The sequence below is a fragment of the Thioreductor micantisoli genome (genome assembly GCF_055392745.1).
In genome coordinates this window covers 611,394-631,840 of sequence record NZ_AP043760.1, presented here as the reverse complement: position 1 = coordinate 631,840, position 20,447 = coordinate 611,394, and the positions used below count along the sequence as shown (strand labels likewise).

Annotated in this window: 21 protein-coding genes, 1 tRNA gene and 1 pseudogene; 8 read left to right on the top strand and 15 right to left on the bottom strand. The window is 28.2% G+C overall.

The window, feature by feature from the left end:
• Positions 1–137: 137 nt before the first annotated feature.
• From ACZ5OA_RS03370 to serB, 7 genes are all read right to left on the bottom strand, one after another.
• The gene (locus ACZ5OA_RS03370; RefSeq protein WP_464908118.1) at positions 138–1,025 is read right to left on the bottom strand and encodes an ATP-binding protein; all 888 of its coding nucleotides are present in this window, start codon (positions 1,023–1,025) and stop codon (positions 138–140) included.
• Positions 1,022–1,528, bottom strand: a complete 507-nt coding sequence (locus ACZ5OA_RS03365; protein ID WP_464908117.1) for a P-loop NTPase family protein — start codon at positions 1,526–1,528, stop codon at positions 1,022–1,024. Before ACZ5OA_RS03365 ends, ACZ5OA_RS03370 begins: the two co-directional genes overlap by 4 nt.
• Positions 1,518–1,874 carry a nucleotide-binding protein gene (locus tag ACZ5OA_RS03360; protein ID WP_464908116.1) on the bottom strand — a complete coding sequence of 119 codons (357 nt, stop codon included), beginning with the start codon at positions 1,872–1,874 and terminating at the stop codon, positions 1,518–1,520. Before ACZ5OA_RS03360 ends, ACZ5OA_RS03365 begins: the two co-directional genes overlap by 11 nt.
• Positions 1,871–2,206: a hypothetical protein gene (locus ACZ5OA_RS03355; protein WP_464908115.1), complete on the bottom strand. Its 336-nt coding sequence runs from the start codon at positions 2,204–2,206 to the stop codon at positions 1,871–1,873. Before ACZ5OA_RS03355 ends, ACZ5OA_RS03360 begins: the two co-directional genes overlap by 4 nt.
• A 9-nt stretch (positions 2,207–2,215) precedes the next feature.
• Positions 2,216–2,485, bottom strand: a complete 270-nt coding sequence (locus tag ACZ5OA_RS03350; protein WP_464908114.1) for a DUF134 domain-containing protein — start codon at positions 2,483–2,485, stop codon at positions 2,216–2,218.
• 131 nt (positions 2,486–2,616) lie between these two features.
• Positions 2,617–2,704: transfer RNA gene (locus tag ACZ5OA_RS03345), tRNA-Ser, on the bottom strand.
• A gap of 26 nt (positions 2,705–2,730) precedes the next feature.
• Complete coding sequence (gene serB, locus ACZ5OA_RS03340) at positions 2,731–3,351, bottom strand: phosphoserine phosphatase SerB (protein ID WP_464908113.1); 621 nt, start codon at positions 3,349–3,351, stop codon at positions 2,731–2,733.
• A gap of 52 nt (positions 3,352–3,403) precedes the next feature.
• On the opposite strand from serB, the gene ACZ5OA_RS03335 reads away from it, so the two are divergent.
• From ACZ5OA_RS03335 to pgsA, 7 genes are read left to right on the top strand one after another with little or no spacing between them, the layout of a single operon-like run.
• Positions 3,404–4,558 carry a M16 family metallopeptidase gene (locus ACZ5OA_RS03335; protein WP_464908112.1) on the top strand — a complete coding sequence of 385 codons (1,155 nt, stop codon included), beginning with the start codon at positions 3,404–3,406 and terminating at the stop codon, positions 4,556–4,558.
• The gene (gene recG / locus ACZ5OA_RS03330) at positions 4,555–6,315 is read left to right on the top strand and encodes an ATP-dependent DNA helicase RecG (protein ID WP_464908111.1); all 1,761 of its coding nucleotides are present in this window, start codon (positions 4,555–4,557) and stop codon (positions 6,313–6,315) included. The genes ACZ5OA_RS03335 and recG overlap by 4 nt, the downstream gene beginning before the upstream one ends.
• Positions 6,308–7,228: a chemotaxis protein CheW gene (locus ACZ5OA_RS03325; RefSeq protein WP_464908110.1), complete on the top strand. Its 921-nt coding sequence runs from the start codon at positions 6,308–6,310 to the stop codon at positions 7,226–7,228. The genes recG and ACZ5OA_RS03325 overlap by 8 nt, the downstream gene beginning before the upstream one ends.
• Positions 7,225–8,451 carry a M16 family metallopeptidase gene (locus tag ACZ5OA_RS03320; protein WP_464908109.1) on the top strand — a complete coding sequence of 409 codons (1,227 nt, stop codon included), beginning with the start codon at positions 7,225–7,227 and terminating at the stop codon, positions 8,449–8,451. The genes ACZ5OA_RS03325 and ACZ5OA_RS03320 overlap by 4 nt, the downstream gene beginning before the upstream one ends.
• 40 nt (positions 8,452–8,491) lie before the next feature.
• A complete protein-coding gene (gene dapA / locus ACZ5OA_RS03315; RefSeq protein WP_464908108.1) occupies positions 8,492–9,358 on the top strand; it encodes a 4-hydroxy-tetrahydrodipicolinate synthase in 867 nt (288 codons plus the stop codon).
• A 9-nt stretch (positions 9,359–9,367) separates the two neighbouring features.
• On the top strand, positions 9,368–10,135 hold the full coding sequence (locus ACZ5OA_RS03310; RefSeq protein ID WP_464908107.1) for an enoyl-ACP reductase: 768 nt from the start codon (positions 9,368–9,370) through the stop codon (positions 10,133–10,135).
• Between the two features lie 53 nt (positions 10,136–10,188).
• Entirely contained in the window at positions 10,189–10,734 is a 546-nt protein-coding gene (pgsA, locus tag ACZ5OA_RS03305; RefSeq protein WP_464908318.1) for a CDP-diacylglycerol--glycerol-3-phosphate 3-phosphatidyltransferase, read from the top strand.
• A 191-nt stretch (positions 10,735–10,925) separates the two neighbouring features.
• Here the strand turns inward: pgsA and ACZ5OA_RS03300 are convergent, their stop codons facing one another.
• The 3 genes and pseudogenes from ACZ5OA_RS03300 to ACZ5OA_RS03290 all read right to left on the bottom strand — a co-directional run bounded on the left by ACZ5OA_RS03300 (position 10,926) and on the right by ACZ5OA_RS03290 (position 15,319).
• Positions 10,926–12,104: a ComEC/Rec2 family competence protein gene (locus ACZ5OA_RS03300; RefSeq protein WP_464908106.1), complete on the bottom strand. Its 1,179-nt coding sequence runs from the start codon at positions 12,102–12,104 to the stop codon at positions 10,926–10,928.
• The gene (locus ACZ5OA_RS03295; protein WP_464908105.1) at positions 12,046–13,464 is read right to left on the bottom strand and encodes a replicative DNA helicase; all 1,419 of its coding nucleotides are present in this window, start codon (positions 13,462–13,464) and stop codon (positions 12,046–12,048) included. Before ACZ5OA_RS03295 ends, ACZ5OA_RS03300 begins: the two co-directional genes overlap by 59 nt.
• A 42-nt stretch (positions 13,465–13,506) precedes the next feature.
• Positions 13,507–15,319, bottom strand: a pseudogene (locus tag ACZ5OA_RS03290) (menaquinone biosynthesis decarboxylase).
• 50 nt (positions 15,320–15,369) lie between these two features.
• Between ACZ5OA_RS03290 and ACZ5OA_RS03285 the strand changes: the two are divergent.
• On the top strand, positions 15,370–15,990 hold the full coding sequence (locus ACZ5OA_RS03285; protein ID WP_464908104.1) for an SIMPL domain-containing protein: 621 nt from the start codon (positions 15,370–15,372) through the stop codon (positions 15,988–15,990).
• Here the strand turns inward: ACZ5OA_RS03285 and ACZ5OA_RS03280 are convergent.
• Genes ACZ5OA_RS03280 through ACZ5OA_RS03260 form a run of 5 tightly spaced genes read right to left on the bottom strand, consistent with a single transcriptional unit; the run spans position 15,987 to position 20,442 of the window.
• Positions 15,987–16,682 carry an ABC transporter ATP-binding protein gene (locus ACZ5OA_RS03280; RefSeq protein ID WP_464908103.1) on the bottom strand — a complete coding sequence of 232 codons (696 nt, stop codon included), beginning with the start codon at positions 16,680–16,682 and terminating at the stop codon, positions 15,987–15,989. The genes ACZ5OA_RS03285 and ACZ5OA_RS03280 overlap by 4 nt on opposite strands.
• Positions 16,675–17,436 (bottom strand): ABC transporter ATP-binding protein, encoded by a 762-nt coding sequence (locus ACZ5OA_RS03275; RefSeq protein WP_464908102.1) that lies wholly within the window; start codon positions 17,434–17,436, stop codon positions 16,675–16,677. The genes ACZ5OA_RS03280 and ACZ5OA_RS03275 overlap by 8 nt, the downstream gene beginning before the upstream one ends.
• On the bottom strand, positions 17,433–18,440 hold the full coding sequence (locus ACZ5OA_RS03270) for a branched-chain amino acid ABC transporter permease (RefSeq protein WP_464908101.1): 1,008 nt from the start codon (positions 18,438–18,440) through the stop codon (positions 17,433–17,435). The genes ACZ5OA_RS03275 and ACZ5OA_RS03270 overlap by 4 nt, the downstream gene beginning before the upstream one ends.
• The gene (locus ACZ5OA_RS03265) at positions 18,437–19,324 is read right to left on the bottom strand and encodes a branched-chain amino acid ABC transporter permease (protein ID WP_464908100.1); all 888 of its coding nucleotides are present in this window, start codon (positions 19,322–19,324) and stop codon (positions 18,437–18,439) included. The genes ACZ5OA_RS03270 and ACZ5OA_RS03265 overlap by 4 nt, the downstream gene beginning before the upstream one ends.
• Positions 19,325–19,332: 8 nt before the next feature.
• Entirely contained in the window at positions 19,333–20,442 is a 1,110-nt protein-coding gene (locus tag ACZ5OA_RS03260) for an ABC transporter substrate-binding protein (RefSeq protein ID WP_464908099.1), read from the bottom strand.
• Positions 20,443–20,447: the final 5 nt, after the last annotated feature.

Sequence of the window (20,447 nt, the reverse complement as noted above, 5' to 3'; positions counted from 1 at the left end):
AATTTTAACGAAAAAAAGCATTAAAAAAAGTGTGCTTCAAACCCAAAGGGCGCTTGCGTTGACACTTTTTAGCTTTTTGTAGTGTTAAAAAATTTACATTCTTGTTGAGTGTTTTAGAGACTACTATTATAAAATTATTATTTTCTTGCTAATTCTTTAATTTTTTCCCAACTATTTTTGATGACATTAGAAACTTCACTATTTTCATCAAACTCTACAATTGGTTTTACTTCGCTCATTGCTTTTGTAAAAGTTACATCATAAGGAAGTTTTGCTATAACTTCTATATTTTCATTTTTACAAAACTCTTCAATCTCATTTGCTTTTTTCTCATTTAAATCAGCTTTGTTTATAATGCAACAACTTCTAATATGAAAAGTTTTTACCAATTTTTGAACTCTTTTTAAATCATGAAGTCCTGAAACTGTAGCTTCTGTAACCAAAACTGCAACCATTGCACCACTTAATGATGAAATTACCGGACATCCAATCCCAGGACTTCCATCAACAACAATAAACTCTTTTTGTAAATTTTGAGCAAGTTCTTTTGCTTTCATTTTTACTTGACTTACAAGTTTTCCAGAGTTTTCAGCTCCAAATCCAAGTTTTGCGTGTACCATTTTACCATTATTTTTAATATTTGATACAAATACATCACCAGCTTTCCCAGTTACCATTTCAATCGCTGAGTGCCCACAAACTCTACTGCAATACCAACATCCTTCACAAGCAATGGGGTCAACTTTATGAAAATTATCTGTTTTAGTTATAGCATCAAACCGGCAAACATCATAACAATCACCACAATTTGTACATAACTTTTCACTTATAACCGCCACTTCTCCACTCATAAAGTCTTCTTGTTTCTCAAAGTCTGCACCAAGTAAAATATGCATATTTGCAGCGTCCACATCACAATCGGCAATAATTGCATTCTCTGCTTCTAAATATGCAAAAGATGCACTTAAACTTGTTTTTCCACTTCCACCTTTTCCAGAGATAACTACTATTTCTTTTGTATTCATTTAAGCTCTCCTATAAATTTCACTACATCATCAAGTGATTTTCTAAAATGTGAAATTTTTTCATAAAGCAACTCACCTTTTGCATAAGTTTTTGCTATCTCTTTATCATTTTGAATTTTTGCAATTATAGGAATATTCTCTTTTTTACAATACTCTTCAACTTGATTATCTCCAATTCCATATCTATTGATAACAACTCCTATTTTTTTGTTCAAAACTTTCATAGTCTCAACTGCCAAAACTAAATCGTTATATCCAAATGGAGTTGATTCTGTAATTAAAATAACAAAATCACTCTCTTTCGTAGCTTCAATTACTGGACAACTTGTCCCCGGAGGTGCATCAAAAAGTTTCAAAGAATCACTAAAATTTTCATTTACATACTCAATTGTTTGAGAAATAAGTGGCACTGACATCTCTTGACCTAAATCAATTCTTCCTTCTACAAAATCAAAGTTTTTTGTTTTATAATGTGTAATTTCTCCAATTCTTTCAGGTTTCATCGGGAGTGAATCTGTCAGGACATAATTCACTACACGCATAACAACTATGACACAATTGGGGATATACCAAAATTTCATCAAAAATTTTTGCTATTGCATTAAAAGCACAAACATCAACACATTTTCCACAAAGAGTACAATCTGTTTTATCCCAGTGTGGAACCATTTTGTTTGCTATTTTAGTCTCTTTTTTTTCTAATTTTAAAAATAGAGATGAATTAGGCTCTTCTACATCTAAATCTGCTAATACTATTTTTTTATCTTGACTTGCTAAATATGAAGCAAGGTTGCTAGAAAGAGTGGTTTTTCCTGTCCCACCCTTTCCGCTGGCAATTGTTATTGTCATCTATTTACACCTTTTCCTAAACCTTGACCTTGTCCATATCCAGGTCTGCTTCCTCTACAAGGATTTTGATTTTGGTTTCTTCTTCCTCCACCAATCCCAATTCCTTGACCTTGACCGTTTAATTTATTTAGATTTCTTCCTTGCCCTCCTTGTCCTCTTACATCAACAGCTTCTTCTGTCATACAACTTCCGTCTCTTCTTCTAAGACCATTACCTCTTCCAAATCCGTTTCCACCGTTTCCATTTCCAAAACCTTGACCTTGTCCTCTTCCTCCAAAACCTCTATTTCCTCTACCAAATCCTCTTCCTTGATTTCTTCCTTGACCTCTCATAATTTCTCCTTATTCTATATTTATTGCCTTACCATTTAGCAGGGCATCTGTAATTTTTACTCTTGCATTCGATAAGATTCTACCAAATGTTGCTCTTGAGACTTCCATTTTTTCAGCGGCCGCTTCTTGATATAGATTTTCTATATCTATAAGTCTCATAGCTTCCATTTCACTTGCTGTAAGAATTATTTCATCAAGTTCATTTGCTCTAACACCACACGGTTTAAAGCATTTGTGATTAAATCTTCCTCTAATTTTTCTTCTTACATATCTTGGCATCTTAAAATCCTTTTGAACATATGCTCATAAATTCATTATACAACTTTTTTGAGCATATGTCAAGAAAAATTAAAATAAAATTTATAGATTATAGAAAATTTTATAGATTGTTATAAAGTGTAGAAAATATCTGGCGGAGAAGATGAGATTCGAACTCATGGTAAGTTTCCCTACACACGCTTTCCAAGCGTGCGCCTTAAGCCACTCGGCCACCTCTCCTTAGAGAAATAAAATTATATCATATATTATAGGTGTTCCAAAATTTTAGTTAAATCTTTTTCATTTATTTCAATACTTGCTTCTTTTTTCAGAACTTCTTTTGCACAAAAAGCAACTCTAGTATCTGCATATTTAAACATACTTAAATCATTTGCTCCATCTCCACAAACAAAAGTGTTTTTTCTATCAACTCCCAAAATATTTTGAAGTCTATCAAGCATATCACCTTTTGAATAGTTAAACATCATGTCCCCTCCAACTAATCCTGTTAATCTTCCATTTTTTGCATGTAAAACATTACTAAAGTCAGCGTCATATCCCAAAATATTTTTTGCATAATTTGTAGCAACTCTAAATCCCCCACTAAAACATACAACTTTATAACCCATTTTCTTCATCTCATTTATAGTCTCTTTTGCACCTTTCATATAAGGTAAAGAGTGAGCAATTTTAATTACCTTTTTTTCTTCCAATCCTTCTAAAAGTTTAACTCTCATTATCAAGCTTTCAAAAAAATCCAACTCCCCTGCCATTGCCATTTCAGTAATACTTGCCACTTTTTCTTTTAATCCCAAAATCTCAGCAAAATTATCAATAGTTTCCCCATCCATTAAAGTAGAATCAAAATCAAATACCGCTAATTTCATAAAATAACCTTTTTTTGGTAAAATTATAACATATTTTAAAAAAAGGAATTTTATGATAATAAAAGAAAGAGATAACTTAGATAGAGTGATTTTTGAAGTGATTTTTGAAAATAGTGGCTCACTGTTTGCAAAAGAAGGATTGGCTAATTTTTTAGCAAAAACATTCAAAAATAGAGGGACTTCAAAAAATCCTGAAACTAAATTTTTGAAAAAATTAGATGATAATGCTATTCATTTATCCATAGCAAGTGGCAAGGAAACTATAACTTTTCATACAAGTTTTTTAAAATCAAAACAAAAAACTGCACTAAAACTTTTAAAAGAACTTTTAGTTGATCCAAATTTTAGTGAAATAGCTTTTGAAAAAACAAAAAAAGAGATTTTAGCTTCGATTGAGAGAAAAAAGAGTGATTTTGATTACATAGCTTCAATTAATTTAAATAAAGCAACTTTTCCCCAAACTCCACTCGCCTATCCAATTATGGGAGAAAAATTAGAATTTTCTCTTGAAGAAGTTAAAAATCATTACAAAAACTTTTTTATACAAGAAAATATGACTTTTGTAATAGGTGGAAACTTTGATGAAATTGATACTAATAAATTTTTAGAACTATTTCCAAATGGTAAAAAAGCTAAAATGCCTTTTTTCACTCCTATTCAAAATGAAATTATTGAAAACAAAACAACAGAGCAAGCTTATATCTACTTCAATGCACCTTTTAATGTAAATAAAAAAGAGCATTATAAAGCAAAAATATCTACTTTTATTTTAGGTGCTGGTGGATTTGGAAGTAGAATAATGGAAGAAATTAGAGTGAAAAATGGACTTGCTTATTCAGCATATGCAAGTAATTCTTTTACAAATCATACTAATACTTTAAAAGGATATATGCAAACAAAAATAGAAAATCAAAGCTTTGCTATAGATAAATTAAAAGAAATTATCTTAGATTTTAGTCAAAATGGAATAAAAGAAGAAGAATTAATTCAAGCTAAAAACTTTTTAATAGGAAGTGAACCTCTAAGAAATGAGACTTTAAACCAAAAATTAGCAAGAAAATTTAATGAATATTATAATGGATATGAAAAAAATTATTACAAAAAAGAGTTAAAATTAATTGAAGAATTATCATTAAATGAATTAAATAACTTCATCAAAAATCATAATGAAATAAATAAGTTATCTTTTAGCATAGTAACAAAATGATATCAAAAGAAGATTTAGCTAAACTTTCAAAACTACACATCACAAATTTACTCGACCTTTCTTTGGTCGCTCCTAAAAAATATGAAAATAATATTATTCTAAATTATATTACAAACAACGAACAAACATTTCAAGCTAAAATTTTATCTACTACCAAAAATCCAAAATTCACAAAAGTAAAAGCTCATCTTTTGAATGTGGATTTGATAGTTGATTTACTATATTTTAATATAAAATCTTGGCAAATAAAACAATTTTCAACTAATCCAACAATATATATAAAAGGAATTATTAAAAATCATCAAATAGTACAGCCAAAAGTAGTAAATGTAGTTAATAAAATAAATGTAATTTATAAAACACCAATTAATTCTAAAACATTAAAAGCACTTATAAAAAAATATATCACGATAGAAAATTTACAAAAAGAGTTACCTAAAAATATAGTAAATGAAATTTATAATATTCATTTTCCTGTAAAAATACCAAATTTAGAAGATAATTATGCTCTTAAATTTACTGAAATTTATAATCATATAAAAAAACTACAAACAAAAAAGAGAGTCTATCCTGCTATTAAAAAAATAAAAAAAGATATAACACCTTTTATCAATAGATTACCTTTTAAGCTAACAAATGCTCAATTAAATGCAATTGATGAAATTCAAAAAGATTTAGATTCCTCAGTCCAAGCTCGTCGTGTAATAATCGGTGATGTAGGAAGTGGAAAAACAATCATAATGCTTGCAAGTGCTTATATAGCTGATAAGTCAATCATAATGTGCCCTACTTCAATTTTAGCAAATCAAATTTATGAAGAAGCTTGTAAATATTTAGATGAAAAAGTAACATTAATTACACAAAAAGCAAAATTTACTGAAGAAGATTTGAATAATTCTAAATTACTAGTAGGAACTCACGCTCTTCTTTATCAAAAATTACCACAAGTTGACTTAGTTATGGTAGATGAACAGCATCGTTTTGGAACTATGCAAAGAGAACAAATTGCAAGAATGACTAGTGAAAATAAAAAGCTACCTCACTTTTTGCAATTCTCAGCTACACCAATTCCAAGGACTCAAGCATTAATTTTATCAAATTTTGTGAATATAACACTTATTAAAGAACTACCTTTCAAAAAGGATATAGATACATTTGTTATAGATAAAAGTGATTTTAAAGATTTGATAATTAGAATCAAAACAGAAATAGCAAACAATAATCAAGTCATCATAGTTTATCCACTTGTAGAAGAAAGTAAAAATTTCAATCATAAAAGTATAGAAGAAGCTAAAGAATTTTGGTTTAAAAACTTCGAAAAAGTTTATATAACACACGGTAAAGATAAAAATAAAGAAAAAGTTTTAGAAGAATTCAAAAATTATGGTAATATTTTACTTACAACAACCGTTATTGAAGTAGGTATTTCTCTGCCTAGACTTACAACAATTGTAATAGTTGGAGCTGAGAGAATGGGACTTGCAACCTTACATCAATTAAGAGGAAGAGTAGCAAGATATGGCCAAAAAGGGTATTGCTATTTATATACAAATGATACAAAAAACCTAAGATTACAAAAATTTTCCAAAACGATAGATGGTTTTAAAATCGCAGAACTTGATTTAATGTTTAGAAAAAGTGGAGATTTACTTGATGGAAGTATTCAAAGTGGAAAAAGTTTTGAATTTTTTGATGAAGTAAATGATATGCATATATTAGAAAAAGCCAAAGAATTTTTAAGGAGTCAATATGAATAAAGTAGATGAAGTCACCTCTTTACATTTAAGAAATGAAGCTCAATTTTTTACGTTTCAACTTAAAAAAGATGGTAATTTATATGCAATAAATATCTTCAAAATCAAAGAAATTATTAAATATAATGATGAATTTATTGATATAATGAGTGGTATTCCTTTCGTAGAAGGATTAATTACTGTAAGAAATTTTAATATTCCAGTAATTGATATGAAAAAGTGGTTTTCTTACAAAGGAGTCAACACAAATTTGGATAAATATGGTGTTGAAAGCGATGATAAAGTAATTATTATTTGTGATTTTAGTGGAATTTTGGTTGGAGTTAGAGTTTATGCTGCCCAAAGAATTCTCACTAAAAAATGGAATGAAATTACAAGAAATGAGGATGATTCAAATCCTAATCAAAAAGTAATAGGTCATACAAAATATTATGATAATTCTATTGTCCAACTTGTAGATATTGAAAAAATGGCAGTTGATGCTTTTCCTTGGATTGAAAAATCAAAAGAAAAAGAATTAGATAATATTTCCGAGTTAAATTTAGACAAATACATATTAATTGCTGATGATTCTAAACCTGTTTTGGATATAATGGGTAAAATTATGGAAAAATTAAATGTAAAATATAAACTATTTAATAATGGACAAGAATTATTAGATTTTTTAACTTCTAATGGAGCTGATGAAGTAGAAGCAATTATTACAGACCTTGAAATGCCAATTACAAGTGGATTTGAAGTAATAAAACAAGTAAAAAACAATCCATCTTTTTCAAAAATCCCAATAATTGTAAATTCAAGTATGAGTGGAGAATCAAATGAAAATATGGCAAAAAGTTTAAATGCAGACGGATTTGTTTCAAAATCAAATCCAAGAGAAATAGAAATTAGTTTAAGAAAGGCTTTAAATATATGAGTAATTTACCAAAATTTTATACAAAAAAACTAAAAAATGGACTGGAAATTGTAATAATTCCTATGAATAAAGGAAGTAATGTAGTTAGCACAAATATCATCTATAAAGTTGGTAGTAGAAATGAAGTAATGGGAAAAAGTGGAATAGCCCATATGTTAGAACATATGAATTTTAAATCTACAAAAAACCTATCTGAAGGAGAATTTGATAAAATTGTAAAAAGTATTGGAGGAGTTGATAATGCTTTTACAAGTTTTGATTATACACAATATTTTATCAAATCAGCCTCTAGACATTTGTCCAAAAATTTAGAACTATTTGCAGAAGTTATGGAAAATCTAAAGCTTACAGATGAAGAGTTTCAAAGAGAAAGAAAAGTCGTTTATGAAGAAAGACTTTGGAGAACTGATAATAATCCATTAGGTTATCTATATTTTAGACTTTTTAATAATGCTTATATTTATCATCCATATCATTGGACTCCGATTGGATTTAAAGAAGATATCTTAAACTGGGATATTAAAGATATTAGAAATTTTCACAAAACTTTTTATCAACCAAAAAATGCAGTTATTGTAATCGCTGGAGATGTGAAAGTTGATGAGGTTTTTAAATTAGCAAAAGAAAAATTTTCAAAAATAAAAAATAAAATAAAAATACCAAAAGTTCATCAAATTGAACCGCCTCTTGATGGAGATAAAAAAATAAATATTCATAAAGAGAGTGAGCTTGAAATGGTAGCTATTGCTTATCATATTCCAAATTTTGAACATAAAGATATGATAAATTTATCTGCTCTAAGCGAACTTTTAAGTAGTGGAAATAGTTCTATTTTGAATAAAGAATTAATCTACAAAAAACAATTAGTTAATCAAATATATGCATACCCTATAGATAACAAGGACAATGGATTATTCCTTTGTTTAGCCGTTTGTAATCCTAAAGTAAAAGCCGAAACAGTAGAAAAAGAGATAAAAAATATTATGCAAAATTATAAAATTACTAAAAAAGAGTTAAATAAACTTAAACTAAATACAAAAATGGATTTTATAACTAGTTTAGAAAGTAGTGACAGTGTTGCACAGCTTTTTGGAAGTTATTTTGCAAAAGGAAATATAAAACCACTTCTTGAATATGAAAAAAAAATAAATTCTTTAAAAATAGCTGATTTAATGAATGTGAAAAAATATTTTGATAAAAGCATAACTGTGATTTTAAAATAAATAATTTGATATAATAACAAAAAAGATTTAGGAGATTTATATGATTGGAGCAATGACAGCCTTAATAACCCCATTTAAAAATGGAAAAGTAGATAGCGAAACATTCGCTAAATTAATTCAAAGACAAATTGATAATGGAATTGATTTTGTAGTGCCAATGGGAACAACTGGAGAAAGTGCTACTTTATCACACAACGAGCATAAAGAATGTATAGAAATAGCTGTTGAAGTTTGTAAAAACAGCAGTGCAAAAGTTTTAGCAGGAGCTGGAAGTAATTCTACTGCTGAAGCAATTGATTTAGCTAAATTTGCCCAAAAATGTGGAGCAGATGCTATTCTTTCAGTTAGTCCATATTATAATAAACCCACTCAAAAAGGTATTTTTGAACATTTTAAAGCTATTGCTAATTCAATTGATATAGAAGTTGCTTTGTATAATGTACCAGGTAGAACTAATTCTAATATCTTACCAGATACTGCAATTAATTTAAGCAAAATTTGCCCCAATATTACAACTGTTAAAGAAGCTAGTGGAGATGTAAGCAAAGCAATAGAATATCAATCAAAAGATAAAAAACTTGATATTTTAAGTGGAGATGACGCTATAAATTATGCTATTTTAGCATGTGGTGGTAAAGGTGTTATTTCTGTAACATCAAATTTATTTCCTAAAAAAGTATCAGAGCTCGTTCACACAGCAAATTCAGGAGATTTAAAAGCAAGCAAAAAAATCAGTGAAGAATTATATGAACTTAATAAAATTTTATTTATAGAAAGTAATCCTATTCCTATTAAATATGCAATGTATTTAGCTGGACTATGTGAACTTGAATATAGACTTCCATTGACTCCTCCAAGTAATGAAAATATGAAAAAAATTGAAGAAGTAGTGAAAAAATATCTATAAAGGAATAAAATGAAAGGTAAGACATTAGTAATAAGTGGGGCTACAAGAGGAATCGGAAAAGCAATAGCTTATAGATTTGCTAAAAGTGGAGTAAATATTGCATTTACTTACAATTCAAATGAAGAAATTGCAAAAGAGATAGCTAAGGATTTAGAAAAAACTTATAATATTAAAGCAAAATATTATCCATTAGATATCTTAGAACCAAATAATTATAAAGATTTATTTAAACAAATTGATGAAGATTTTGATAGAGTTGATTTCTTTATCTCTAATGCAATTATTTCAGGAAGACCTGTTGTAGGAGGATTTGCTCCATTTATGAGACTTAAACCAAAAGGACTTACTAATATCTATACAGCAACTGTTTTAGCATTTGTAGTTGGGGCTCAAGAAGCTGCTAAAAGAATGGAAAAAGTCGGAGGTGGAAGTATAATTTCTCTTTCATCTACTGGAAATTTAGTTTATACAACTAATTATTCAGGTCACGGGAGTAGCAAAGCAGCTGTTGAAACAATGGTAAAATATGCCGCAGCGGAACTCGGAGAAAAAGGCATTAGAGTAAACGCTGTAAGTGGCGGTCCAATTGATACAGATGCACTGAAAAAATTTCCTAATTATGAAGAAGTTAAAAGTGAAGTAGAAAAAAGAAGTCCTCTTAGCAGAATGGGAGAAGCAAAAGATTTAGCTGGAATGTGCTATTTTGTTTGTACAAATGAATGTAGTTGGCTAACTGGTCAAACTATTGTAATAGACGGTGGAACAAGTTTTAAATAATGACAACACAAAATAAATTTATCACAGAAGATAATATAAAATTACAAAAGAAAATGAAATTAATTAAATTTTTTAAACATATTCCAAATATTTTAGCTTTTTCTCGTGTTTTAATGGCTATTTTAATGTTTATGTTTTTTGTAAATAGAGATTTATTTCCAAATATTCACACATCTTGGCTTGATTTTTTTACAGCTCTTATTTTTACATTGGCATCTGTTACAGACTTTTTTGATGGATATATCGCAAGAAGTTTTGATGCAGTTTCAAAACTAGGAGAAATTCTAGATCCACTTGCTGATAAAATGCTTGTATTAGCTGCATTTATAGGATTAATTGTAATCCACAGAGCAAGTCCTTGGGCTATATTTATTATTTTAGTTCGTGAATTTTTCATCACAGGACTTAGAATTCAAATGGCAACAGAAGGAAAAAAAGTAGCTGCTTCAATGGCTGGAAAGGTAAAAACAGTTTCTCAAATGGGAGCTATTGGTTTTCTTACAATGAATTGGTATGGTGGTGAATTTTTATTATGGTTGGCAGTTGTTTTAACTGTTTATAGTGGGTTGGATTATATTAAAGAGTATTTGAAATCTTAATTTATTAACTTTATTTAAATAAAAATATTAATTAGTCACTGACCTAAAACACTCAACAATAGAACAAATTTTTTAACACTACACAAAAGCTAAAAAGTGTCAACGCAAGCGCCCTTTGGGTTTGAAGCACACTTTTTTTTACGCTTTTTTTCGTTAAAATTTGTAGTTGTTTCGTTTATTTGATCAGTTCCTTATTTTAAATATTTCAAATTTTGTTTTGCAATAGATAAATAAAATAAAAAAACTAAATAACTATAAAATATAAAATTGGGAATATAAAAAGTTATAAATTTATCTCCTAAACTTAAATAACTTTTTATAATTTCATCCAAAATTCCACCTTCTCCTATCAAATGTAAAAACATCTCTAATGGATAAAAAAGAGTAAAAATTATACTAACAAAAGGGCTAATTAATTGATACTCGTTAAAATTTCCAAAAAAATAGTGGGAAATTGGAATCATAGCAATATACAAATAAATTGGCAAAATCACTAATCCATTTATAAAAGTAGCTTTGAAATATTTAAAAAACAAAAATATCAAAAATACTCCACTTAAACTAAGAAAAAAACCAAGACTAGTTAAAAATGAAGGAAAAATTACAATTCCTACAATTGCAGTCAAAAATAGAAGTTTAAAACTAAAAATATCTCTTAAATAAAAAGCAAAACAAAAAGCAATAATCTCCATTATAAAACTTCTTACTAAACTTGCAGGAAATCCTACAAATGCAAGATAAATAAATAAAATAATAAGAATTAATATTCCCAAATCTATATTTCTATTTCTATAAGCAGGCATAAATAAATTATAAATTGGAGATAAAATAAGATATAAAAGTCCACTAATAATTGCTAAATGAAGACCACTCAAAGCCAAAAGATGACTAATTCCTAAAGTAGATAATTGTTGCCTTGTTTTGTAATACAGGGCATCAGCAAAAAACAAAGCATTGAAAATATTAGCAATATATTTATCTTTATGCTGTTTTTCTATCCATTTGTTATATTCTGGCTGTTCTAAAAGTCCTAAATGAAAAGTTGGAGCATAAAATTTAGTTAAATAGCCAAAAAAAGATATTTTTTTCGTAATTACCCCTACTTCTACATTTGAATTTAAAATATCTTTTAAATCATCTCGCGATGTAGTATAAAACTCCATTTTAGAATTTTTCAGTTTTAAAACCCAATAATTTTTCTTTTTATATTGATTTACTATTTTTGCAGTTATAAATTCACTTTTTGAAATAAAGTTTTTATATTCATAATATTTATAAGATATATTTAAAAGAAAAATAAATAAGACAACACTAAATAGTTGCCATATCCACCGGAACTTCAATATTTGTATTAGTTGCTTCATATTCATTAACCATTATTGCCTTATCTTCAAATCTTGTAAATTTTTTATTAAATTGTAGATGAACTACTCCTGTTGGACCATTTCTCTGTTTTCCAATAATGATTTCTGAGTTTTCAATATCTTTTTCTTGAATAACTATATCTTGTGCTTTTTCACCTTTTTGCTCTGCTTCTTTTATTTTTTGCTTTGCTTCTCTAATCTTATAAACATCATCTCTATATACAAACATTATAATATCAGCATCTTGTTCAATCGCTCCTGATTCTCTTAAATCACTCATCATAGGTCTCTTATCTGGACGACTTTCTAAACCTCTATTAAGCTGAGAAAGTGCTAAAATAGGAACTTTAAGCTCTCTTGCAAGCATTTTAAGTCCCCTACTTATTTCGGCAACTGCTATATGTCTTTCTTTATTATCTCCTACCATTAATTGAAGATAATCAATAACTACAAGATTTGTTTCAGGATGTGTTGCTTTTAATTTTCTAATTTTACTCCTAACAGAATGAATTGTTTGCATAGAATTATCATCCACAAAAAGTTTTCTTGTAGAAAAATAATCAACCGCCGCCGTAATTTTACTCATTTCTTCATCATTCATATTTCCAGTTCTTATATTTTGAAGAGGTATTGAAGAATGAGATGAAAGCATTCTAAGCATTAATTGTTCAGCTGGCATTTCAAGAGAAAATATGGCCACTCCATTATTATTTCTCAAAACATTAGCTGCAATATTTAATACAAATGAAGTTTTACCCATAGCTGGACGGGCTGCAATAATCACCAAATCACCTTCTCCAAATCCACTTGTCATTCTATTTAAATCAATAAATCCAGTATCTATCCCTGTTAAAAATCCTTCCTTTCCTACTTGTGTCTTGATATAATCTAATGTTAAATCAGTGATTAAATTCATATCCTTAAAATCACCATCTTCACTTTCAGTAGCAATTTTAAAAAGTTTACTTTGAATATCTTCTACTACATCAACAGCTCTATCCTCACTATTTTCTAAAACTTCTTGTTTTACTACATTAGAAAAGTGTAAAAGCTCTCTTTTTACAGACTTATCTTTGATTTCTTTTGCATAAGTTTCTATCATTTCAATAGGAGCCGTGGTAATAACTTCTATCATTAAAGCTTCATCAAATTTATTTTGTTTACTAAGTTCCTCTCTTATCATAACTTCATCAATAGGATAATCTTTTTTATAAAGAGTTTCCATTGCCCCAAACATATCTTGATGAAAAGGAGAATAAAAATCTTTTGGTTTCAAAATAGCCGCTACACTTTCAAAATTAGCGCCATCAAAAATAATAGCTGCTAAAATACCTCTTTCTATATCTAAATTATATAATCCTTCCACACTTATTCTCCCAATTAAAATATTTGGAATTGTAACACAAATTTATACTATTTGATAATATTCAATCTCTTCATCTGTAATATCAATTAATTCTCTTTCTCTTAAATTTTCAATTACACTTTTACTGCAATTTACATCATTTGGCCATTCACGCATAAATCCATCAATTTTACTCTTATTAGTTCCATCAACTCCAATAAAACTATCTATAAAAATATCACGAGCAGCATCTATATTATTTGTAACTCTCCAGACAAGCATATAAGGATTATTTACATCATTTTGATGTGTATCTACAAAAACAACAATACTTAAATATCTCTCTAAAAATTTCAATTTAATAAATAACTCTTTTGCTGGACGAGTTTTTTCATATTGAATTACACAAATTGGATTAGCTGTATCTGTGAAATATTGTTTTAAAGCAACAACTGAATCATCTAAATTTTTAACTTTTTTTAGTAATTCCTCATCATTAAGTACTTCTATTTGTTTTTCTACTACTTCACCTGTGGCATCAATTCCAAGTTTCCCACCTACTAAACTTTCACTTGAAGAATGGTCAAGTGCATCCACAATTCCTTTTGAAATTAATATTCTATCTTTACTAAATCTATTTAAAATATGTTTTGTTAAATTTTCATAATCATCCAACTCTGGTGCATTTTCATCTACAAAAATAGCATGTTTTACGAAGCTCATTTGCCCTACTCCCCACAACGCATGAGCAATTTGAAGAGAATGGCCTTTATAAAGAGGAGCAATTTTTGATAAAATTAAATTATGGAAAACTCCATTTTCTGGCATTCTATAATCAACCAAATCTGGAACATTTGTTTTAAGAAGTGGTAAGAAAAATCTCTCAGTTGCATAGCCCATAAATTTATCTTCCAAAGGTGGTTTTCCTACAACTGTTGCATAAAAAATAGGATTTCTTTTATGTGTAATTGCAGTTACATTCAAAACTGGATAAGGTTCTTTCAAAGTATAATATCCAGTATGATCTCCAAACATCCCTTCAATTTCTGTTTCATTAGGGTCACAATACCCTTCAATTACAAAATCAACATCTTTTGGAATAAAAATATCATTTGTTATACTTTTTACAACTTCTACTGGTTTATCTTTTATAAATCCATATAAAAAAAGTTCATTTACTCCAATTGGAAGTGGCGCAGTTGCTGCCCAAGTATAAAGTGGATCTCCTCCTATGGCAATACTTACTGGCATTTTTTTATTTGCTTTTTTATATTCGTGAAAAAAGTGATTACTATCTTTATAGAATCTGCCAATGAAGTCCAAGTCGTTTATTATCATAAATTTGAAGTCTATACATTCCAAGATTAACTTTTTGGCCATCTAAACTTTTTGTATAAACTTGCCCCATTGTAATAAATTTACCACCATCTTTTTCCCAAGTTTTTAGTATTGGAAGAGAAAAAAGGTCAATTACATCTGTTTTTATAACTTCTTGACATTCACCTTTTTTAACCTCTTTTGGAAATACATTTTTTATCTTCCAAAGCATTTTAAAAACATCTATTTTATCTTTGAAATTTTTAGGCTTTTTAGGTTTTAATATATTTTCAACTTCTTGGATTAATTCATCAAAACTTTTATTATTAAAAACCAATTTTAAAGTATCATTATTAAAAATATTCATTAAAACTGGAGTTTTATATTCTGTTTTTTTTTCTTTATCTACTGGATTTGTAAAAAGTAAAACTTTTTGATTTTCTTTTTTTGTCTCCACATATGCAATATGGGGTATTTCTAAGTTTACATCTAACTTTTCATCTATAACTTTTAATAAATTTTTCTTTTTTAAGATTTCTATAAATTTTTGTGAATTCAAAATATAACCTTTTTTTGTTATAATTGTATCAAATTATAAAAGGATACTACATGAAAAAATTATTTTTACTAATTTTAAGCATACTATATTTAAATGCTTTTACAATTTATAAAAATGAAACTTTTGAAATAAAATCACCAGCCAAAATTATGACTACAAATTTTAACTTACAAATGAAAAATAGAAATGATGACATAATAATAGAGACTTTTAATAAAATTATAAAAGAAGTTAGAAAAAGTAAAATTTGCGAAGGTGGTAAATTTACTATCAATCCAAATTATGAATGGATAAAAAATAAAAAAATTTTCAGAGGATATCAAGGATATATCAGTTTTTACTGTACTTTTAAAGACACAAAAAGATATGCAAATTTAATTTCAAAAGTAAAAAATGAAAAAGGGATTATTTTTAGTCAAAACAGAATAAATTTTATAGCACCTACAAATAAAAACAAATTAGAAAACAAAGCTTATCATTATGCAATTAATTATACAAAATATTTAACTAAAACTTTTAAAACAAAATGTAAAATAAAAGAGATACATTTAAACAATGGTTATACCCCACATTTTTACAGAAATATGACAAAATCATTATCTATGGAAGCACCCATCCAAAAAAGTGTAATTTCAAAACTAAGTGTAAGTTATGTTTTTGAATGTAATTAACCGCCTAAATATTTATTTATAATCTCTTTACTATTTAAGAGATTTTCAGCCTTGTCTTGCATTACAATTTCACCATTTTCTACCACAAATCCATAATCACTTATTTTGAGTGCCGCGTAAGCATTTTGTTCTACGATTAATATTGTAATTCCTTGTTTTTTTAAATCTACAATAATTTTAAACATATCACTTACTATTTTTGGAGCAAGTCCGAGACTTGGTTCATCTAAAATAAGAAGTTTAGGCTCACTCATCAAAGCTCTTGCAATAGCAAGCATTTGTTGTTCTCCTCCTGATAAAGTTCCGCCTAATTGATGCTGTTTATCTTTAAGTCGTGGAAAAAGTTTATACATATTTTTTTTAAGAGCAATTCTATTTTCTTCATTATTAAAAGCACCCATATCCAAATTTTCATCAACACTTAAATTTATAAAAACTCTTCTACCCTCTGGCACAAGTGAAATACCTCTTTTTACAATTTTATCTGTTGTTAATTTTGAAATATCAACTCCAAAATATTCTACTTTTCCACTTTTAGGTATTAAATTCATAATAGCATTCAAAGTTGAAGTTTTTCCTGCACCATTACTTCCAATTAATGAAATAATTTGCCCCTCTTTGATTTGTAAGTCAACACCTCTTACTGCTTGAATTACTCCATAATTAACTACTAAATTTTCAACTTTAAACATTAAAATCTCCTAAATATGCCTTAATAACTTTTTCATCTTCTAACATATCCACCGGAGTCCCTTCAAATATAGTTTTACCATAATCAAGGACTAGAACTCTATTACAAACTTTTTGGACAAATTTCATATCATGCTCAATCAAAATAATAGTTAAATCAAATTCTTTTTTTATCACTTCAAGAATCTGGGCTAATTCTTCACTTTCACTATGATTCATACCAGCAGCTGGTTCATCTAAAAGTAATAAATCCGGATTTGTAGCAAGAGCTCTAGCTATTTCTACTTTTCTTTGATTTCCATAACTAAGACTTGTTGCATTATAATTGCTATATTTTTCTAGTTTTAATATTTTTAATATTTTAGAAACTTCAAGTTTAAACTTTTTTTCTTCTCTAAAAAATCTCGGAAATCTAAAAATTGCTTCAAAAAATGTATAATCAATATGATTATCAAACCCAATTAAAATATTTTCAAAAACACTCATACTTTTAAAAAGCCTAATATTTTGAAAAGTTCTTGCTATTCCGAGTCCTACAATTTTAGATGGTTTTTTATTTGTAATATCTTCATTTCTAAAAACAATTTCTCCACTTGTCGGCTTATAATTTCCAGTAATTATATTAAAAGCAGTTGTTTTTCCTGCTCCATTTGGACCGATAAGTCCAAAAGTTTCACCTAAATTTACTTTAAAATTTAAATTATTTATAGCAGTTACACCACCAAATTTTTTAGTTATATTCTTAAGTTCTATCATTTTTGTTTCCTAAACTTATCCCAAATTTCTTTATCTCCTAAAAGACCTCGTCTAGCAAATAACATAACTAAAATTAAAATAACACTAAATACTACCATTCTAAGTCCTGGATGAGCATCTGTAGTAAATCCTAATAAATTTGGCTCATCTAAAAATCTTAGCCATTCCATTCCTATCACAACGATAATTGCTCCAATGATTGAGCCTGTAATACTTCCAAGTCCACCTAAAACAACTATAATTAAGAGTTGAAAAGTTAGCATAAAAGTAAATTGATCAGGTGAAATAGTAGTTAGTAAAGTTGCCATAAGTCCTCCACCAATTCCTTCAAAAAATGCACTTGTCATAAATGCATAAGTTTTCATTTTGAATGTATTCACACCCATCGCATTAGCTGCATCTTCATCATCTCTAACTGCTTTCATAGCACGACCAAATTTTGAGTAAATAATATTTAAAACCACAACTACACTAATTAAAGCAAAAACACCTATCCATAATAAATTTGCATCGTGTGGAATTGAGCTAAGTCCCATACTTCCATTTGTGTAACTATCTTGATTGATTGCAACAATTCTAATAATAAATCCAAATCCAAGTGTTACAATTGCCAAATAATCCCCTCTAACTCTAAAAACCGGAAAAGCAAGAGACAAGGCTACTAAACTTGTAACTACGCCACTAATCAAAAGTGCTGGGATGAAACTTGCATGCATCCACATAACCAAAGGACTTGGGTCACTTAACATAAATTGCATACTTTTAGCATCTTTACCAAGCAGTAAAAGAGCCGTAACATAAGCACCAATTGCCACAAAACCATTTGGTTCTAAACTAAATTGACCCGTAACTCCATTTATAAGATTATAGCTAACTGCTAAAATAATAAAAATTCCTAAATTACTTAAAATCATAACAGAATAACCATCTAAATGATTATTTGCAAAAAATAATGTCCCTATAACTAAAATAATAGTTATTATTAGAGTAGTAAAATATCTCAAAATCTACTCCTTTCAAAATCAATTCCCATAATTCCTGTTGGTTTAAATAATAATACCAATATTAAAAAGAAAAATGCAATTGCATCTTTATATCCGGCCACATCTGGAAAAAATGCTACTACAAAAATCTCACTAAATCCTAAAATAAATCCACCAATCGCAGCACCACTTACACTTCCAATTCCACCTAAAACAGCGGCTGCAAAGGCTTTAAGTCCTACTAAAACTCCCATAAGAGGGTCAATTGAGGGGTAACTTATTGCATAGAAAATTCCACCTAAACCAGCTAGGGCTGAGCCTATAATAAAAACTAAAATAATCAAAAAATCCACATTTATCCCCATAAGTTTAACTGTATTCATATCAAAAGCAATGGCTTTTATAGCAATTCCATATTTAGTTTTGTTTAAAAACAACAATACAGCTAGTAAAACTATAAATGTAATTATAAAAATAATAATTGAAGACAAAGATGTAACTGCACCAAAAAAATGGATAAGTTTATCAAAAAAACTAGGATAATTAAATGCTTTTGGAACCCCACCAAAAAGCATATTAAAAAGATTTTCCAGAAAAAAACTCACACCAATTGCAGTAATTAAGAGTGAAATTTTCGGAGCATCTTTATCAAGTAAAGGCTTATAAGCTATTTTATAAGTTAGCATACCTGTAATAGAAGCTATAAATAAAGCTACCAATACAGCTAAACTAAAACTACCTGTAGCTGCATATGTTACAAAAGCACTAAAAGCACCTACCATCATAATATCACCATGAGCAAAATTAATAAGTCTTAAAACTCCATAAACCATCGTATAACCGATGGCTATTAGAGCATACATACTTCCTAAGCTGAGAGCATTTAAAGTTTGCTGAATAATCATTTTTTTCCTTATGGATTAATTGTAGTTTTATATACTATTTTTCCATTTTCAATTTCATTAATAACTGCTGATTTGATAGGATTTCCACTTTTAGGAATTGTAATATATCCAGTTACACCTTCAAGTTTTTTAGTATTTGTAATATTTTTAGCAATACATTGTCTATCAGTTGGATTTTTACATTTATCCATAGCATTTATAATTATGAAATAACTGTCAGCTCCATTTGCTGCAAAACTTGGAACTGATTCATTATTATATTTTTTATGATATTTTTCTACAAATTCTTTTGATAATTTAGTTGGTGTAGCTTTTTCATTGAAATGGTCACTAAACATAATTCCATTTGCTGCATCTTTTGCAACTTTTATTAAAGTTGGATCACTAAGTCCATCTCCACCTAAAATTGGTTTATTAATTCCTAACATTTTTGCTTGTCTAGCCATAAGAGCCATTTCTGGTGTATATATTGGTGCATACACAAAATCAGGATTTGCATTTTTTAAATTTGCTAAAATTGCTTTAAAATCTTTATCTCCAGTTGAAATAAATAGAACTTTCAAAACTTTACCACCATGTGCTTTATAATATTTCATAAAGTTTTTTGCAAGTCCAACTGAATAAGCTTGTGCTTTATCTATAATTACAACAGAATTTTTATATCCATTTTGAAGTGCATATTTTGCACCTACTTTTCCTTGGAATGGATCTATAAAACAAGCTCTATTCATATATGGATTATTATAAGTTACTATTTTATTTGTAGATACTGGAGCTACTGTTGGTATTTTTTCTCTTTTTACAATTGGCGCTACTACCAATGAATTAGAAGAAGTAAGCGCACCTATAATTGCTGATACTTTTTCTTGATTTAATCTATTAACTGCATTTGCAGTTTGTGTTTTATCACCTGCATTATCAACATATACAAGTTTTACTGTATCACCATTTTTAAGTGTAGGCTTCATTTCATTTGCTAAATCAATACCTTTTTTAGTCATTTGACCATACCCAGCAATTGCACCTGTCATAGGCATAATAACACCTACTTTTACTTCTTTTGCAAAAATAGTAGTTGCTGTAACTAAACTAAGAGCTAAAACTGCTAATTTTTTCATCATTT

What these genes read in the sequence shown, in the direction of transcription:
- dapA (WP_464908108.1), top strand. Translation starts at nt 8,492, where the DNA reads ATGATTGGAGCAATGACAGCCTTAATAACCCCATTTAAAAATGGAAAA.
- ACZ5OA_RS03370 (WP_464908118.1), bottom strand. Translation starts at nt 1,025, where the DNA reads ATGAATACAAAAGAAATAGTAGTTATCTCTGGAAAAGGTGGAAGTGGA.
- ACZ5OA_RS03285 (WP_464908104.1), top strand. Translation starts at nt 15,370, where the DNA reads ATGAAAAAATTATTTTTACTAATTTTAAGCATACTATATTTAAATGCT.
- ACZ5OA_RS03300 (WP_464908106.1), bottom strand. Translation starts at nt 12,104, where the DNA reads ATGAATATGAAGCAACTAATACAAATATTGAAGTTCCGGTGGATATGG.
- serB (WP_464908113.1), bottom strand. Translation starts at nt 3,351, where the DNA reads ATGAAATTAGCGGTATTTGATTTTGATTCTACTTTAATGGATGGGGAA.
- ACZ5OA_RS03365 (WP_464908117.1), bottom strand. Translation starts at nt 1,528, where the DNA reads ATGAAACCTGAAAGAATTGGAGAAATTACACATTATAAAACAAAAAAC.
- ACZ5OA_RS03335 (WP_464908112.1), top strand. Translation starts at nt 3,404, where the DNA reads ATGATAATAAAAGAAAGAGATAACTTAGATAGAGTGATTTTTGAAGTG.
- ACZ5OA_RS03260 (WP_464908099.1), bottom strand. Translation starts at nt 20,442, where the DNA reads ATGAAAAAATTAGCAGTTTTAGCTCTTAGTTTAGTTACAGCAACTACT.
- ACZ5OA_RS03325 (WP_464908110.1), top strand. Translation starts at nt 6,308, where the DNA reads ATGAATAAAGTAGATGAAGTCACCTCTTTACATTTAAGAAATGAAGCT.
- ACZ5OA_RS03275 (WP_464908102.1), bottom strand. Translation starts at nt 17,436, where the DNA reads ATGATAGAACTTAAGAATATAACTAAAAAATTTGGTGGTGTAACTGCT.
- ACZ5OA_RS03350 (WP_464908114.1), bottom strand. Translation starts at nt 2,485, where the DNA reads ATGCCAAGATATGTAAGAAGAAAAATTAGAGGAAGATTTAATCACAAA.
- recG (WP_464908111.1), top strand. Translation starts at nt 4,555, where the DNA reads ATGATATCAAAAGAAGATTTAGCTAAACTTTCAAAACTACACATCACA.
- ACZ5OA_RS03360 (WP_464908116.1), bottom strand. Translation starts at nt 1,874, where the DNA reads ATGACAATAACAATTGCCAGCGGAAAGGGTGGGACAGGAAAAACCACT.
- ACZ5OA_RS03265 (WP_464908100.1), bottom strand. Translation starts at nt 19,324, where the DNA reads ATGATTATTCAGCAAACTTTAAATGCTCTCAGCTTAGGAAGTATGTAT.
- ACZ5OA_RS03355 (WP_464908115.1), bottom strand. Translation starts at nt 2,206, where the DNA reads ATGAGAGGTCAAGGAAGAAATCAAGGAAGAGGATTTGGTAGAGGAAAT.
- pgsA (WP_464908318.1), top strand. Translation starts at nt 10,189, where the DNA reads ATGAAATTAATTAAATTTTTTAAACATATTCCAAATATTTTAGCTTTT.
- ACZ5OA_RS03310 (WP_464908107.1), top strand. Translation starts at nt 9,368, where the DNA reads ATGAAAGGTAAGACATTAGTAATAAGTGGGGCTACAAGAGGAATCGGA.
- ACZ5OA_RS03320 (WP_464908109.1), top strand. Translation starts at nt 7,225, where the DNA reads ATGAGTAATTTACCAAAATTTTATACAAAAAAACTAAAAAATGGACTG.
- ACZ5OA_RS03280 (WP_464908103.1), bottom strand. Translation starts at nt 16,682, where the DNA reads ATGTTTAAAGTTGAAAATTTAGTAGTTAATTATGGAGTAATTCAAGCA.